This is a genomic window from Rhizobium sp. NFR07 (assembly GCF_900111905.1).
GTDB lineage: Bacteria > Pseudomonadota > Alphaproteobacteria > Rhizobiales > Rhizobiaceae > Neorhizobium.
In genome coordinates, this window is record NZ_FOKM01000001.1 from 266,569 (window position 1) to 281,876 (window position 15,308).

The 15,308-nt window shown below is 61.0% G+C and carries 14 protein-coding genes; 8 read left to right on the plus strand and 6 right to left on the minus strand.

From position 1 onward, the window contains the following. Positions 1-10: 10 nt before the first annotated feature. The gene (locus BM216_RS01155; RefSeq protein ID WP_244530028.1) at positions 11-409 is read right to left on the minus strand and encodes an ArsR/SmtB family transcription factor; all 399 of its coding nucleotides are present in this window, start codon (positions 407-409) and stop codon (positions 11-13) included. 127 nt (positions 410-536) lie between these two features. Here BM216_RS01155 and BM216_RS01160 point away from each other — a divergent pair, with 127 nt between their 5' ends. From BM216_RS01160 to BM216_RS01180, 5 genes are read left to right on the plus strand one after another with little or no spacing between them, the layout of a single operon-like run. Then, complete coding sequence (locus BM216_RS01160) at positions 537-1,367, plus strand: ABC transporter substrate-binding protein (RefSeq protein WP_244530029.1); 831 nt, start codon at positions 537-539, stop codon at positions 1,365-1,367. Between the two features lie 18 nt (positions 1,368-1,385). Continuing rightward, entirely contained in the window at positions 1,386-2,519 is a 1,134-nt protein-coding gene (locus tag BM216_RS01165; RefSeq protein ID WP_092993664.1) for an LLM class flavin-dependent oxidoreductase, read from the plus strand. Next, positions 2,512-3,351, plus strand: a complete 840-nt coding sequence (locus BM216_RS01170; protein ID WP_244530030.1) for an ABC transporter permease — start codon at positions 2,512-2,514, stop codon at positions 3,349-3,351. Before BM216_RS01165 ends, BM216_RS01170 begins: the two co-directional genes overlap by 8 nt. After that, entirely contained in the window at positions 3,348-4,052 is a 705-nt protein-coding gene (locus tag BM216_RS01175; RefSeq protein WP_092993667.1) for an ABC transporter ATP-binding protein, read from the plus strand. Before BM216_RS01170 ends, BM216_RS01175 begins: the two co-directional genes overlap by 4 nt. 32 nt (positions 4,053-4,084) lie before the next feature. After that, positions 4,085-5,035, plus strand: coding sequence for an aliphatic sulfonate ABC transporter substrate-binding protein (locus BM216_RS01180; protein WP_244530031.1), 951 nt, complete (start codon positions 4,085-4,087; stop codon positions 5,033-5,035). A 142-nt stretch (positions 5,036-5,177) separates the two neighbouring features. Here BM216_RS01180 and BM216_RS01185 read toward each other — a convergent pair whose 3' ends face one another. From BM216_RS01185 to BM216_RS01200, 4 genes are read right to left on the minus strand one after another with little or no spacing between them, the layout of a single operon-like run. Beyond that, entirely contained in the window at positions 5,178-6,788 is a 1,611-nt protein-coding gene (locus BM216_RS01185) for an ABC transporter ATP-binding protein (protein WP_092993670.1), read from the minus strand. Positions 6,789-6,799: 11 nt separating this feature from the next. Continuing rightward, a complete protein-coding gene (gene ggt, locus BM216_RS01190) occupies positions 6,800-8,389 on the minus strand; it encodes a gamma-glutamyltransferase (protein WP_092993673.1) in 1,590 nt (529 codons plus the stop codon). After that, complete coding sequence (gene nagB / locus BM216_RS01195) at positions 8,376-9,170, minus strand: glucosamine-6-phosphate deaminase (RefSeq protein ID WP_092993676.1); 795 nt, start codon at positions 9,168-9,170, stop codon at positions 8,376-8,378. Before nagB ends, ggt begins: the two co-directional genes overlap by 14 nt. Then, positions 9,167-10,369 (minus strand): ROK family transcriptional regulator, encoded by a 1,203-nt coding sequence (locus tag BM216_RS01200; protein ID WP_092993679.1) that lies wholly within the window; start codon positions 10,367-10,369, stop codon positions 9,167-9,169. The genes nagB and BM216_RS01200 overlap by 4 nt, the downstream gene beginning before the upstream one ends. A 217-nt stretch (positions 10,370-10,586) precedes the next feature. Here BM216_RS01200 and BM216_RS01205 point away from each other — a divergent pair, with 217 nt between their 5' ends. The 3 genes from BM216_RS01205 (at position 10,587) to BM216_RS01215 (ending at position 13,972) form a co-directional block, all read left to right on the plus strand. Then, positions 10,587-12,092, plus strand: coding sequence for an ABC transporter substrate-binding protein (locus BM216_RS01205; RefSeq protein ID WP_092995007.1), 1,506 nt, complete (start codon positions 10,587-10,589; stop codon positions 12,090-12,092). Between the two features lie 63 nt (positions 12,093-12,155). Further along, positions 12,156-13,097, plus strand: a complete 942-nt coding sequence (locus BM216_RS01210; protein ID WP_092993682.1) for an ABC transporter permease — start codon at positions 12,156-12,158, stop codon at positions 13,095-13,097. Further along, the gene (locus BM216_RS01215) at positions 13,094-13,972 is read left to right on the plus strand and encodes an ABC transporter permease (RefSeq protein WP_092993685.1); all 879 of its coding nucleotides are present in this window, start codon (positions 13,094-13,096) and stop codon (positions 13,970-13,972) included. The genes BM216_RS01210 and BM216_RS01215 overlap by 4 nt, the downstream gene beginning before the upstream one ends. 67 nt (positions 13,973-14,039) lie before the next feature. Here the strand turns inward: BM216_RS01215 and BM216_RS01220 are convergent, their stop codons facing one another. Then, positions 14,040-15,188 (minus strand): DSD1 family PLP-dependent enzyme, encoded by a 1,149-nt coding sequence (locus tag BM216_RS01220; RefSeq protein WP_092993688.1) that lies wholly within the window; start codon positions 15,186-15,188, stop codon positions 14,040-14,042. Between the last annotated feature and the right edge of the window lie 120 nt (positions 15,189-15,308).

A 15,308-nucleotide genomic window follows, 5' to 3' on the forward strand; every position in this document is an offset into this window, starting at 1 on the left:
AAGTCAGGCGCTATCCCATCTCGCTTCCGGAACCAGTGCCAAACTGCGCTCCTTTCCAGATCGCGGATGAATTCGCATCGGCAAACAGCAGCCTGAGATGGCCGATGATCTGCCCGGCGCGGGGATCTGTCAGTCGATAGACGACAGCCTTTGCCTGGCGCGAACCCGAGATGATCCCGGCATCGCGCAGTTCGCCGATCTGTTGCGAGAGGGTCGGCTGATGAACATCGAGAATTTCCTCAAGCTCACCGACGGTACGCGACCCTTCCATCAGCACGCACAGGATGGACAGGCGAACGGGGTTAGACATCGCCTTGAGAAAATCCGACGCTGCACCGATCGCCCGGCATTTCACCTTCGGTACATGCGGCTTGCGTTGGCGCGCCTCTTCGACCTCTGCTTCATTCATCTCGACTGCCTCCATCCCAGGGGAATATTTTTCTCTCTTTGGTTCCACATTCGGCGTCGCATTTCTCGCCGCCTGTGCTACGTTCATTATATAAATTTATATAACAACAATCAACGAGGTGAACGCTTTGGTCTTCAGGATCGGTCATCATCCGAACAATCTGCACCTTCGTCTGGCGTCGTTATGGCCCGGCGCATTCTCTGCCATGAAGCCGGAATTCGTCGGCTATGTCGAGGGCCGCGAGACGGCGGACCGCATGGCGCGAGGCGAATTCGACGTCGGCGGAACCGGTTCGACGCCACCCATTCTTGCTGCAGCATCCGGGCGCCCTGTCACCTATGCCGGCGCCTCTGCGCCGAGGCCCGCCAACGGTGCCATCCTGGTGTCGAAGACGTCCGAGATCGAAACTGTGGCCGATCTGAAGGGCAAGTCGGTGACGTTGGTCGACGGATCCTTCCTGACCTATTTCCTCGCCAAGCGACTTGAGGAAGCCGGGCTGAAGCTGACCGATGTCGAACGCCTCGACATTGAGCCCGTGGCGTCGCGCGAGGCTCTGCGCGAGGGGAAGGCAGCGGCCTGGCTTGCAATGGCTCCCCTTCTGGAGCAGTCGCTTGTCAGCGGCGAGTTTCGCGTCCTTGCCCATTGCGGCGATCTCATTCCCAATCGTTCGTTGTTCTGGACATTGGATGAACGCAAGCTTTCGAAGGACACGCTGGAGGAGTTTGCCGGTGAGTTGCAGCGTCTCGGCGCCGAGATCGCTGCCGACCCGGAAAAGGCTTCTGCCCTTCTTTCCGCCGGTGGCGACGAGAGCGAGCGGCGAGCATGGACGCGCATCGTGTCCGAACGGAACTGGCAGGCGATCGGCGCCGGCGCACCGTTGCTTCAGGAACAGCAGGCGGAAGCAGACACGCTGTTTGCCCATGGCGATCTGAGCACCCGACTGACCATCGCGGCCTAAAGAGCAAAGAGATTTGATATGAACGTATTGTGGTACATGTGCGCGCCGGATGGCGCATATCCATGGAAGCCGGAGGGCTCCCGCACGATTGATTACGGCTATTACAAACAGCTTGCCCAGGCCTATGACCATCTGGGATTTACCGGCGCGCTGTTTGCAACCGGCGCCCACGACGTCTGGCCGCTTGCCGGCGCATTGCTGCCTTATACGGAGCGGATGAAATTTCTCATCGCCTTCCATCCGGGCCTGATCGCGCCGACGCTTCTGGCCAAGATGGCGGCGACTTTCCAGGAATTTTCCGATGGCCGGCTGATGCTGAACGTCGTGTCCGGCGATGCCAAGATGCTCGGCGCCTATGGCATGACGCTGCCGCATGACGAACGCTATCTGATGGCCGACGAATACCTGACCATCTGGCACCGGCTGATGGCCGGCGAAAGTGTCACCCACAAGGGCAAGTATTTCCAGACCGAGGGTGCGAAGCTGGCCTTGCCGGCCGGCTCGACGATCAAGCCGCCACCGCTCTGGTTCGGCGGTTCTTCCGACAGCGCCATCGAGGTCGCCGCCAAGCATGTGGAGACCTACCTCTCCTGGGGCGAGACTCCGGAGCAGATGGGCGACAAGGTGCAGAAGGTGAAAGCCCGCGCAGCGGAGCACGGCCGCGAACTCACTTACGGCATCCGTCTCTATGTCATCGTCCGGCAGACCGACGAAAAGGCATGGGAAGCCGCTGCCGATCTCTACGAGCAGATGGACGACGCCGCGATCGCCGCAAACCAGCGTTTCGTTTCCAACACGGATTCCGTCGGGCAGCAGAGGATGAGCGCCATGCATGGCGGCATCAAGCCCGCCAACCTGCGCGACCTTGAAATCGCACCGAACCTCTGGGCTGGTGTCGGCCTGGTTCGCCCCGGCCCGGGCACGGCCATCGTCGGGTCACCGGATACGGTCGTCCGCACGCTTGAAGCCTATCAGAAGGTCGGTGTAGACACCTTCATCCTGTCTGGCATGCCGCTGCTCGAAGAGGCCTATCGTTTCGGCGAAATGGTACTGCCGCGCCTGCCGGTTGCGCGCCTGACCCCGGAGCGCAAGCATTTCACCTGGTCGACCCTGTTCGATCGCGATCTCAACGGAAAGGCCGCCAATGGCTGACAGCACCATTGCTGATCAGGACCTCGCGCATGACGAAGCCGGCGGTTCGCCGCCGGCCCGCCCTGGCAGCGGCCGCCTGATGCGATTTGCAGTTCGGCTCGCCTCGCCGGTGGCGATCATCGTGCTCTGGCAGGTTGCGAGCATGACTGGCCTTCTTTCGCCGCGCATTCTCGCGGCACCGAGCGAGATCGTCGCCGCCGCGAGCAAGCTGATTGCGTCCGGCGAGCTGCTGACAGGGCTTGTCGTGTCCTTCCTACGGGTGCTGGCCGGGTTTTCCATCGCGCTCATCGTCGGCGTTCTTCTGGCGCTGGTCTCAGGGCTTTCCCGTCTGGGTGAATCCGTCATCGACCCGCCGATCCAGATGCTGAAGGCGATGCCGTTTCTTGGCCTCTTACCCCTATTCATCCTCTGGTTCGGTATCGGCGAGGCGCCGAAGATTGGTCTCGTTGCCTTCGGCGCTGTCTTCCCGATCTATCTTACCCTCCATGGCGGGATCCGAGGCATCGACAAGAAGCTGATCGAGGCGGGTCGCACGCTCGAACTTGGCACACTCGGCATCGTCCGCCATATCGTCATTCCCGGAGCACTGCCGTCACTGCTGGTCGGGATCCGCTACGGTCTCAGCGTCGCCTGGCTCAGCCTTGTCGTAGGAGAGCAGATCAATGCCTCGAGCGGCATCGGCTACATCATCACCTATGCACGTGATTTCCTTCAGACGGACATTATCGTTGTCTGCCTGCTGGTTTATGCGATCATGGGTCTTTTGACCGACGGCCTGGTGCGGGTGATCGAGGCCTATACGCTGCGCTGGCGTCCACAGGTGATCACATGACCAATATTGTCGATATCAAGCAGCTTCACCGCTCCTTCGGCGGTCCGGCCGTTCTCGACGGCATCGATCTCAAGATCGCGCCGGGAGAATTCGTCGCACTTCTCGGTCGCAGCGGATCGGGAAAATCGACGCTGCTGCGCGTGCTTTCGGGTCTCGATACCGCCCCGGCCCAGAAACTCGTCATCCCGCAGCGCCGCTCCGTCGTCTTCCAGGAGCCGCGGCTTCTGCCCTGGAAGACGGTGATCGAAAACACCGCACTCGGCGTGCGCGGCGGGGACGCTCAATCCCTCGCCAGGCAGGCGCTTGCCGATGTCGGGCTGGCGCATCGACTGGATGCCTGGCCGTTGACGCTGTCAGGTGGAGAGGCGCAGCGCGCCGCACTCGCCCGCGCCTTGGTGCGCGAACCCGAGCTGCTTTTGCTCGACGAGCCCTTCGCGGCGCTCGACGCGCTTACCCGGATCAAGATGCACGGGCTGGTCTTCGATCTATGGCGCAAGCACCATCCGGCCGTGCTGCTCGTCACCCATGACGTTTGGGAAGCGGTCGCGCTCGCAGACCGCATCCTCGTTCTCGACAGAGGACGCTTCATCAGGGAAATCCGTGTTGATATCGATCACCCGCGCCGTCGCGGCGATCCGCAGACCAGTTCCATCGAAACCGAACTCCTTGGAGAACTCGGCGTCGAACCTTCGCATGCCTGACACCCACGCCAAACGGCAGATTGGAATTTGAGATGATCAAGAAGCGTATATTCCTCGCCGCACTGGCACTTGCGGCGGTGACCAGCCTCGCCCCGGCGGTTCAGGCGGCAGACCAGGTCGTTCGGATCGGCTGGCTACGCGGCCCGAACGACATCACGCTGGCAAAGTCGCGCGGCACGGTGGAAAAAGCGCTCGCCGACAAGGGCATCAAGGTCGAATGGGCCGGTCCGTTCCCGGCGGCAGCTCCCGCCTTCGAGGCGCTGAATGCCGGAGCGATCGACATCACGGCCGGCAGCTCGACCTCTGCCATCGCAGCACTCGCCGCCAAGATTCCGCTGGTCGTCTTCGCCTACCAGAAGATGGCACCAGGATCCGAGGGCATCGTCGCGAAAGCGGATTCCGGCATCACCTCGATCAAGGATCTCGCCGGCAAGAAGGTCGCGGTCAATCGCGGCGGCACCGGCGAATACCTTCTGATGCGCGGTCTCGAAACCAATGGCGTCGATCCGAAGAGCGTGCAGCGGGTCTATCTCAGCCCGAGCGATAGTGGCCCGAGCTTTACCCAGGGCCATGTCGACGCCTGGGCGACCTGGGATCCGTTCCTGACGATCGCTGAGAAGGCCTATGACGGCAAGGTCGTGGCAGATGGTGCGGCCATCAAGTCGGACAATGCCGTCGTGCTGGTCGCGAGCAGCGAGTTCGCCACAGGCAAGGCAGACCAGCTGCAGTTCGTTTTCGACGTGATCAAGTCGGAAAATGCCTGGGCGGTCGCCAACAAGGCGGAAGCGGGTGCGATCTGGGCCAAGGAAATGAACGTGCCGGCGGACCTCGGCCCCAAGATCGGTGAGAACAACGCGGTGCCGACGACCGCCGTTTCAGAGGCCGACGTACAGCAGATCGGCGCAGTGGCCAAATGGTATGCGGAGAGCGGCATCATTCCCGCCTTGCCGGATGTTGCCTCGGGCGTAGTCTCACTGAAGTGATGAAAGATATCGGATGGTGGCGCTAAAGTGTTGCTGCCATCCGACACACTGGCTGAGTTTCGTTGTCCCGCGGACCGCCAACCATCAAGCTAGACAGCCTGCACTCTTCAGCGCCAATGAGCGGGACGATTTTGGTTCATCATTACGCCGATCGTTGCATCTTTCCCGGGATCGCTGCCAGAAGCTGCTTCGTGTAATCGTTCTGCGGGTCCGATATAAGGGCCGCAGAGGGGCGCAGTTCAACGATCTCGCCGCGTTGCATGACCGCGATCCGGTCGCAGACCTGTGCTGCAACATGCAGGTCGTGGGTGATGAACAGCATCGCCAGATCGAGCTTGCCCTTGAGCTCTTCCAGAAGTTCCAGCACCTGTTTCTGGATCGTGACATCAAGTGCCGAAACAGACTCGTCGGCAATCAATACGTCCGGCTTCAGCGCGAGTGCTCTCGCCAATCCGATGCGCTGGCGCTGGCCGCCGGAAAATTCGTGCGGCAGACGATCGATGGCGCGAGCGTCGAGCCCGACCAGTTTCAGGAGATCCGCAGCTTGCTGCAGAGCTTCGCCTTTCGATACGCCGTGGGCAATAGGGCCATCAGCAATGCTGAGCCCTACCTTTCGGCGAGGATTGAGCGATGCGAAAGGATCCTGAAATACCATCTGAATGCGCTTGCGCGCCTGGCGCAAACCGCTTGAAGGAAGCGCGCCGAAATCCTCTCCGCCAAGCAGGATGCGGCCATCGTCAGGCTCCACCAGGCGCGTGACAAGCCGCGCGATCGTCGATTTTCCCGAACCGGATTCACCGATGATGCCGAGTGTTTCGCCGCGCCGGATCTCGAAGCTGACATCCTTCACCGCATGGACGATGCGCTTCGGCTTGAAGAGGCTCCCCCCTGTTACATAAGTCTTGTGCAGATGTTCGACAGAGATCGCGATGGTCTTGTCGTTTAGCGGCTGACGGGCCGGCGGAACGCCATTCGGGACTGCGGCGAGAAGTGCTTTGGTATAGTCATGGCTCGGCCGACGCAGCACTTCTTCTGCAGTGCCCTGCTCGACGACGATTCCCTTCTGCAGCACCAGCACCTCATCGGCGATGTCGGCCACGACGCCGAAATCATGGGTGATAAAGATCACCGACATACCGCGTCGCTGCTGAATCTCTCGGATCAGCTTGAGGATCTGTGCTTGAGTGGTCACGTCGAGCGCCGTCGTCGGCTCGTCGGCAATCAACACGGTCGGTTCAAGCGCGAGCGCCATGGCGATCATCGCGCGCTGGCGCTGGCCACCGGAAAGCTGGTGAGGGAAGCTCTGGATGATACGCGGCGGATCCGGCAAGCCGACTTCGTTCGCCAGCTTGACCGCCTGCGCCCGACGTTCATCCGGCGTCAGCAGACCGTGGGCTTCGAACACTTCCGCGATCTGGTCGACGATACGCATCGACGGGTTGAGCGCCGTCATCGGCTCCTGGAAGATCATGCCGATCCGGCGGCCGCGCAGAGCGCGCAGGCTTTCCTTGCCCGCCTTCAGCAGATCGCGGCCATCGAACAGGATCTCGCCGCCGGCAATGCGGATTGCCTTCGGCAGAAGCCCCATGACAGTCTGCGCGCAGAGCGATTTTCCCGATCCGGACTCGCCGACGATGCAGAGTATCTTCCGCTCGGCGAGGTCGAAAGTCAGGTCATCGAGCGCATACTTGCGGTCGCCACCCGCGGGAAGAGCCAGTCGAAGGTTTTTGACCGTCAGGACGGAAAGAGACATTCTTCTTTACCTCAGTAACCGAGCGCGACCCCGTCCTTGCGGTGGTCGGATGCCCCCAGAAGAACGCCGCGTTCGTAATCGATCATGATTGCCTGGCAGCCGCCGATCGGCTCATCCGCCCATTCCGTGACGTGACCGCGCCGTTCGAGATCCGCCTTCACGTCCTCGGAAATCGTCGGCTCGAGGCTAAGCTTACCGTTGAGGCAGAAGCTGCGCGGCTGGTCGCTTGCCTGCTGCGGATCCAGATCCCGGTCGAGGATCTGGCTGAGGAGGTGAGCATGGCCGGCAGCTTGGTACTGGCCACCCATGACACCGAATGCCATGCGGGTGCGCCCGTTCTCGGCGAGCTGGGCCGGAATGATCGTGTGGAAGGGCAGCTTGCCTGGACCTATCGCATTCGGATGGCCCTGCTTCACGACGAAGCCCGCGCCGCGGTTCTGCAGCAGCACACCGGACTTCGGCGCATAGATGCCGCTGCCGAATGCGAAGAAAACGGAGTTGATCAGTGACATGGTGTTGCCGTCACGGTCGACCACCGAGACATAGACGGTGTCCTTATGCTCCGGACCATCCCACAAGCCGGGTGCCGTTGTCCTGTCGAGGCTGATTTGCGCCCGAATGGTCTCGACGGAGCGATCGGAAAGGAGCTCGTCGATATCAAAGGTGATATGCTGCGGGTCCGCGATCAGCTGGTCGCGCTTCGCATAAGCAGCCTTGCTGGCCTCGGCCAGAAGATGGATGCGATCGGCTTCGGAGAGCTTCGGATCGCGAAGATCGAAGCCGTCGAGAATGCGGGCAATAAGCAGTGCAGCCAGCCCCTGCCCGTTTGGCGGGCATTCGAGCAGATCCATACCGCGATAGCCGGCAATGATCGGCGCTGTTTCGAAGGCGCGGTAGGATGAGAAATCGCTTTCTTCATGCAGCCCGCCAAGCGACTTCAAGAGTGAGGTGATCTCCTCGGCGATGGAGCCTGTGTAGAACGCGTCGCGGCCCTGGTCAGCGATCCGTCGCAAGGTGGCGGCGAGCGCCGGATTGGTCATTCGCTCGCCTGTTCTCGGCGCGGCACCATTCGGGAGAAAATAGGCGGCCGCGTCCGGATATTTCGCCACGCGGTTGGAATAGCGCACCCAGTCGAGTTCGACGCGTGGCGTGATGCAATAACCATTTTCGGCAGCGTCGATGGCCGGCGCGAGTACGCGTCCCATGTCACGCCCGCCATAGGTTCCGACCAGATGGCACCAGGCATCGACGGCACCGGGCACGGTAACCGAATGCGGGCTGTCATCGGCGATTGTCGTGATGCCGTTTTCCAGGAAATAGTCGAGCTTGGCGCCCATAGGCGCGCGACCGGAGCCGTTCAGCGCAATCGGCTTTCCGCCTGCCGGCGTATAGAGAGCGAAACAGTCGCCGCCGATGCCGGTCATGTGCGGATCGATTACAGATTGCAGTGCGACGGCCGCCACAGCCGCATCGACGGCATTGCCGCCGGCACGCAAGATATCGACAGCCGCAAGCGTGGCCTGCGGATGGGAGGTTGCCGCCATGCCGCGATCAGAGATCGCCACCGACCGGCCTGGCTTGAAGAAATCACGCTGCTGCATGGGCACTCCCTCTCATGTCCAATTGCTCGAAATTCAGATTAGCGGCCGCAGCCTTATCGCAGAAGACCGTCACTGCGCCATGCCGTTGCAGCGCGGAAGCGGGGCAGTCGAGACTGATCGGCCCTTCCAGCATTGCCGCGAGCGCTTCGGCTTTAGCAGATCCCGTCGCAAGCAACACGATCTCGCGCGCGTCGAGAATGGTGCCGATGCCCATCGTCAACGCGGTCGCCGGCGGTTCTTCACCTTCAGGAAAATCAGGACGATTTGCATCGATCGTAGATAATGCGAGCTGCACCTCGCGGGTCCTGCTATCATGCGACGAGCCCGGCTCGTTGAACCCGATATGACCGTTGCGGCCGATACCAAGCAATTGCAGGTCTATCCCGCCGCTCTCGGCGATTAGCTGTTCATAGGTTTCGGCTGCCGCATCGAGATCGGGTGCCATGCCGTCGGGAATATGCGTTCGGGCCGTGGCGATATCGACATGATCGAATAAAAGCTCGCGCATGTAATGGGCGAAGCTTGCCGGATGGTGTGCAGCGAGCCCGACATATTCGTCGAGATTGAAGCAGCGCAAGTGGCGCCAGGAAGGCGCACCGGCTCGCTCGACCAGTTTCCTGTAGACCAAACGTGGCGTGGCGCCCGTTGCGAGACCTAGGGTAATGGCCGGTCTTGCAAGCATTCGCTGCTCGATAAGGTCGGCGACCGCATTGGACGCCATCTCTGCGGTCTGAAAGACCCTGACGATGGGGCGATTGACTTCGTGCAGCGCCGGGGTCATTCCGCACCCTCCAACGCCTTCGCGGCTATCGGCTCCACACCGCGCAGGTGAAGCCCGAACAATGACTCGTAGAAGCCTTCCTGCGCGACGGCTACAGCTCCCAATATCCCAGCCCGGTTGCCGAGTGAGCTGACGACGCAGGCCGGCGGCACCGGCATGCATCGGGAGAGATGATGACCGACACGGTCGATCAGTTCGGCACGGGAGCCGACGCTACCGCCGAAGATCACCCGCTCGGGATCCAGTACCGCCGCAATTGCGGCGACCGCGATTGCAACTGTTCGGGCCACCTCGTCGATCACCGTATCAGCTACGGCGTCCTGCCGTTCGAAGATCTCACGAACGGTCAGGCCATCCACGCCGCCGCTGCCAGCATAGCGTGAGCGGATTGCGGCACTGCCGACGGATGTTTCAAGAACACCGGAACTAAAGGCGGTGGAATTGAAAGGGTCGCCGCCGATCGGCAATGTCGAAATCTCGCCGGCCGCCCCGCGCGCACCACGAATGAGGCGTCGCTCGCTGATGATGCCCATACCGATGCCTGTGCCGAGCGCAACGAAGACGAAATTGTCGATGTCCCGGCCCTCGCCAAGCGCCTGCTCGCCCTTGGCCGCGACATTGACATCGTTTTCGAGAACCATCGGAAAGCCGAGGCGCTCCCTCAGCGCAGCCTCGAAATCGAAATCGGTCATGCCGGCAATGTTAGGCATCATGGTGATGCGCCGCGTCTTTGGATCTACCGCGCCCGGAATACCGACCGCGCCCATGCGCAAAAGCTGCGGTTCTATGCCAGCCTTAGTTGTCAGCTCCTCCAGCAAGGACGCGAGCTGTTCGACGAGATGCTTGCCGCCTCGGGTATCCGTCGCTTCGAGCACTTCCCCCACGACCGTGCCTGACAGGTCCGCGATCGACGCATGCACCTTAGTGCCGCCAATATCGACACCGTAGAGAAATGCCTTGCCCGGATCGAGCTCATAATTGACGGCGCTACGTCCCACTCCACCCTGCGTACGGCCGGTCTCCCTGACCCAACCCTCGACTTCCAGGTCGCGCACGATTTCCGACATTGCCTGCTTGGACAGGCCGGTGACGCGAGCCAGTTCGGCACGCGAGATCGGTGAGTTATCGATGATGGTGCGGAGCACGGTGCGCGAGGTGATTTGTCGTGTCAGGGGCGCCAGTCCGGAAATATCGGTCATGATCTCATTCAATTAGTCAACTTTACGGACTAAATTATCTTGAACGACATCTCTGTCAACGAGAATGTGGCTAAAAACGCTTGATAAAAGCATGCAACATTCCCTGAATAAATTATTTAGTCATTTTGCTTTACAATATGCACTCCCTTGTGCATCACTGCCAGACGTACAAAAATCGGGCAAAACGCGCCCGTCTGCGCGTATTTGAGGACGAATGATGGGAACCAAGATCAAACTGGCGATGATGGCGACCGCCATCGCAATGACATTTACGGCCGCACAGGCGGCAACGCTACGCGTCGGCATGCAGGATGACCCTGACGCGCTGGATCCGGCGACCTCCGGCACGTATGCCGGACGCATCGTCTTTTCCGCAATGTGCGACAAGCTCGTCGACATCGACGCAAAGCTCGAGATCGTTCCGCAGCTGGCAACGGCCTGGACCTGGAACGCAGAAGGCACGGAGGTGACATTCACGCTTCGCGACGGTGTGAAGTTCCAGGATGGAACGCCGTTCGACGCGGAGGCGGTGAAGTTCAATGTCGAGCGCATGAAGTCCATGAAGGATTCCAAGCGCAAGGGAGAGCTCTCACCGATCGATAGCGTCGTCGTCGTCGATGCTACGCATGTCACTTTCAAGCTGAAATCGGCCTTCGCTCCGCTGCTCGCAGTCCTTTCCGACCGCGCTGGCATGATGGTTTCTCCTGCCGCTGCCGCCGAAGGCAAGGAATTTGCCGCCAACCCAGTCTGCGCCGGCCCCTTCAAGTTCAAGGAACGCCGTGCTCGTGACGTGATCGCACTCGAAAAATTCGACGGATACTGGAACGCCGGTGCGATCGGCTACAACGAGGTCCAGTATCTCTACATTCCGGATTCGACCGTACGCCTTTCACGCCTGCAGGCCGGTGATCTTGAAGTGTCCGAACGCATCGCACCGACGGATCTCGGGGCTGTTCGCGGCAACCAGTCGCTCGCCCTGCACACGTCGCCCGGCCTCGCCGTCTCGCACCTCATGATCAATGTCGGCAATGGCGAGAAGGGCGGCGCACTCGGCAAGGACGCACGTCTGCGTCAGGCGCTCGAGCTTTCTATCGATCGCAACGTCATAAACAAGGTTGCCTTCGCCGGTGAATTTGCCGCCGACAATCAGATGATCCCGCCGTCCAGCAGCTTTTACAGCAAGGAGCATCCGGCTCCCGCCCGCGATATCGACAAGGCCAAGGCCCTGATCGCGGAAGTGGGCGGCGATGCTCCGGTGGTCGAGATCACCTACGAAAACTCGCTTGCCGACGGCCGTGTGGCTCAGATCATCCAGTCGATGGCAGGCGAAGCCGGCTTCCAGGTCGAACTGGTCCCGCTTGAGACGGCATCCGCCGTAGAGCGTTATCTTGCCGGCAACTTCCAAGCCTATATCGGCAACTGGAGCGGTCGTCCCGATCCGGATCCGACGCTCTTCTCGTTCTTCGGAACGGAGGGCAGCCAGAACGTCAACAAATATAGCAATGCAGACATGGACAAGGTTCTGGGCGAGGCGCGCACAATCGCCGATGCGGAGCAGCGCAAGACTCTCTATGGAAAGGCGACCGGCATCTATCTCGCCGATCTGCCGACCATCCCGCTCTACCATCCGAACTGGTTCTATGCCGCACGCGCCAATGTCGATGGCATCACGATCTATCCCGATGGTCTGTTGCGCCTCACTGGCGTGAAGCCGGCCAACTAAGTACCTGGGTAAAGTGTCCCGCCAGCAGTTTACCGCTGCTGGCGGGACCAGAAGAGAAAGCTCATGCTCTCCTACGTCCTGCGTCGCCTGGCGATCGCCATTCCCACACTCTTCCTCGTCTCGGTCCTGGTTTTCGGCCTGCTGAAATTCCTGCCCGGCGATCCTGCGATTGCGCTGGCCGGCGAAGAACGCGATCCGGCCGTGATCGAGTTCCTGCGGCAGAAATACAGCCTCGACCAGCCGCTCTACATCCAGTACGGCAAATGGCTCGCCGGCATTGCCCAGGGTGACTTCGGCCTGTCGATCCGCACCCGGCTTCCGATCGGCGAAATGATCGCGCAGAAACTACCTGTGACGATCCAGCTTTCGGTGATGGCGATGATCCTCGCCACCCTGATCGGCATCCCGGCCGGTATCATCGCAGCGCTCAAGCGCGGCACCGCGGCGGATTACGGTGTCAGCATCATCGGTCTTGCGGGTCTTTCTGTTCCGAGCTTCTGGCTCGGCATAATGCTGATCCTGCTTTTCGCCGTCACGCTCGGCTGGTTCCCTTCCGGCGGCTACGTAGCCTTCTTCGATTCTCCGATCGACAATCTCCGCCATACGTTTCTCCCCAGCCTTGTTCTCGGGACTGCGGCCGCGGCGATCGTCATGCGCCATACGCGCAGCGCCATGCTTCAGGTGATGAAGCAGGACTACGTTCGCACCGCCCGAGCAAAGGGCCTGAAGGAGCGCATCGTCGTCGTCAGGCACGTGTTGCGCAACAGCCTGATCCCGGTCGTCACGATGAGCACCCTGCATCTCGGTGAGCTCCTGTCCGGCGCGGTGCTGACCGAGCAGGTCTTCGGCATCCCCGGCTTCGGGAAGATGATCGTCGACGGCGTCTTCAGCCGTGATTACGCCGTGGTACAGGCAGTGGTGCTCTGCTCCGCAGCGCTGTTCCTCCTGATGAACCTTCTCGCCGATATTGCCTACGTCATTTTGAGCCCGAGGTTGCGCGGATGAGCACATCCAACGCTACGCTTCAACTGCCGAGCACTTCCGGCACCCGGAAATCCGTCCTTGCGCGCTGCCTGCGCCAGCCAGGCGTGATGATCGGCGGCACGATCGTGCTGTTCTTCGTTCTTGTCGCCATCGCCGCGCCGCTGATTGCGCCTTACCAGCCGAACACGTCCGACTGGATGGCGATCCGCCAGGGACCGACGCTCGCGCACTGGTTCGGCACGGACGATCTCGGCCGCGATATCCTCACCCGCATTATTTACGGGACGCAGGCCTCGTTGCTCGTCGGCATCGTGTCGGTCGCCATCGCTATCGCGATCGGCGTTCCTCTCGGTATGATAGCTGGCTATTTCGGTGGCATCATCGACATGGTGATCTCGCGCATAACCGACGCCCTGCTGGCCTGCCCCTTCCTGGTTCTGGCGATTGCCTTCGCTGCTTTCCTCGGCGCGAGCCTGGAAAACGCGATGATCGCGATCGGCATATCGGCCATGCCCATCTTCGTTCGCCTGACCCGCGGCCAGGTAATGACAGTGAAGGCTGAGGACTATGTCGATGCCGCCCGCCTGCTCGGCGTGCCGCACGGCAAGATCATGCTGTCCTACATCCTGCCGAATGCCATGGCACCGATCATCGTCCAGGCGACGATTACCATGGCGACCGCGGTTCTCGCAGAAGCAAGCCTCGCCTTCCTCGGGCTCGGCCAGCGCCCGCCAGCACCGTCCTGGGGCACGATGCTGGATGTCGCCCGTCAGTTTCTGACGGAATCGCCATGGATGGCGATCTGGCCCGGCGTCGCAATCATCATCCTCGTCATGGGCTTCAATCTGCTGGGTGACGGCCTCAACGATGCTCTCGATCCTCGGCGGGACGACTGACAGGCAACTGCCTGCATCACCCTTGATCGAACAGTTTGGGCCTTCTCGTCGAGAAGGCCCATTTCGTTTAATAAAGCTTGCCGCGCGCCGTTACCGGCCAGACAGCTTCCACCCTTCCATTGCGCACCCCAATGAACCAGTCGTGGAGATTGCATGTAGGATCGCAGTGGCCGGGGATCAGCTTCACCTTTGAATTCAGTCCCAGGCGATTGTTGGGATCATCAATCACACCGTGCTCATCGGACGCCGAGACATAGATCAGATCGGGCGCCTCGAACACGATCGGAAGCCCGCTGTCGACGGAATGCGCCTTCAGCCCCGCATCGCAGACAGCGCGGCCCGGCCCGGGCTTGCTCATGACCGATGCCAGCACGAATAGTGCATGCTCGAACCCGCCCACCTGCTGGTTGTTCTCACCCCGGACGCGGCCGTAATGGGCATCCATGAAGATGTAAGACCCAGCCTGCAACTCGTTATAAATGCCGGACTCGCCTTCCAGATAGTGGGTGCCGGTCCCGGCGCCCCCGACGATATCGCATTCGAGGCCATTTGCCTTGAAGAGTTGGACCGTCTCGTGCGCGAGTTCGGTTGACCGCCTGATCGCAGCCCGCCGATCAACTGGATCCTCGATGTGCTGGGCTGGGCCGTTATAGGCCTGCAAGCCGGCGAAGACGAGATTGTCGGCCGCGGCTACCCGTCGGGCAAGGTCGAGAGCAGGTTCGCCCGGCTGTGTGCCGCAGCGCCGCGCACCACAATCGATCTCGACCAGCACCTCGATCGTGACATCGTTGGCGACCGCGGCTGCCGACAGTTCTCCGACATTTTCGGCATTGTCGACGCAGACCAGGATTCGCGCCGCTTTCGCAAGACGAGCAACGCGGTCGATCTTGCGGCGGCCGCTCACCTCATTGGCGATCAGAATATCGGTAATGCCGGCCCGGACCAGAGCCTCAGCCTCCGAGACCTTCTGGCAGCAGATCCCACACGCGCCGCCATGGGTCATCTGATAGCGAGCGATATCGGCCGACTTGTGGGTCTTCGCATGGGCGCGCAGCCTCACGCCCATTGTCTCGGCATAACCGCGCATGCGCTCGCAATTGCGTTCGAATGCGTCGAGGTCGACGATCAGCGCCGGTGTTTCAATATCCTCAATACTGGCGCCAATGGCCGCAGCCACGTCGTAGCCCACTTCGAATTCGTCTGATGCTGCTGCCATCTATTCGCCTGACGGTGGTTGAATTGATATAAGCAATCGGATCGTGTAGCTATTTGTCAAGCAGCTTTACATTTTTCGAAGGGCATCCGTTGAAAGTCGCTGGAGCATCCGGCCAGATCG

Excerpts from the sequence above, each read along its gene's own strand:
- BM216_RS01155 (WP_244530028.1), bottom strand. The coding sequence starts at position 409 with ATGAATGAAGCAGAGGTCGAAGAGGCGCGCCAACGCAAGCCGCATGTA.
- BM216_RS01165 (WP_092993664.1), top strand. The coding sequence starts at position 1,386 with ATGAACGTATTGTGGTACATGTGCGCGCCGGATGGCGCATATCCATGG.
- BM216_RS01170 (WP_244530030.1), top strand. The coding sequence starts at position 2,512 with ATGGCTGACAGCACCATTGCTGATCAGGACCTCGCGCATGACGAAGCC.
- BM216_RS01175 (WP_092993667.1), top strand. The coding sequence starts at position 3,348 with ATGACCAATATTGTCGATATCAAGCAGCTTCACCGCTCCTTCGGCGGT.
- BM216_RS01180 (WP_244530031.1), top strand. The coding sequence starts at position 4,085 with ATGATCAAGAAGCGTATATTCCTCGCCGCACTGGCACTTGCGGCGGTG.
- BM216_RS01185 (WP_092993670.1), bottom strand. The coding sequence starts at position 6,788 with ATGTCTCTTTCCGTCCTGACGGTCAAAAACCTTCGACTGGCTCTTCCC.
- ggt (WP_092993673.1), bottom strand. The coding sequence starts at position 8,389 with ATGCAGCAGCGTGATTTCTTCAAGCCAGGCCGGTCGGTGGCGATCTCT.
- nagB (WP_092993676.1), bottom strand. The coding sequence starts at position 9,170 with ATGACCCCGGCGCTGCACGAAGTCAATCGCCCCATCGTCAGGGTCTTT.
- BM216_RS01200 (WP_092993679.1), bottom strand. The coding sequence starts at position 10,369 with ATGACCGATATTTCCGGACTGGCGCCCCTGACACGACAAATCACCTCG.
- BM216_RS01205 (WP_092995007.1), top strand. The coding sequence starts at position 10,587 with ATGGGAACCAAGATCAAACTGGCGATGATGGCGACCGCCATCGCAATG.
- BM216_RS01210 (WP_092993682.1), top strand. The coding sequence starts at position 12,156 with ATGCTCTCCTACGTCCTGCGTCGCCTGGCGATCGCCATTCCCACACTC.
- BM216_RS01215 (WP_092993685.1), top strand. The coding sequence starts at position 13,094 with ATGAGCACATCCAACGCTACGCTTCAACTGCCGAGCACTTCCGGCACC.
- BM216_RS01220 (WP_092993688.1), bottom strand. The coding sequence starts at position 15,188 with ATGGCAGCAGCATCAGACGAATTCGAAGTGGGCTACGACGTGGCTGCG.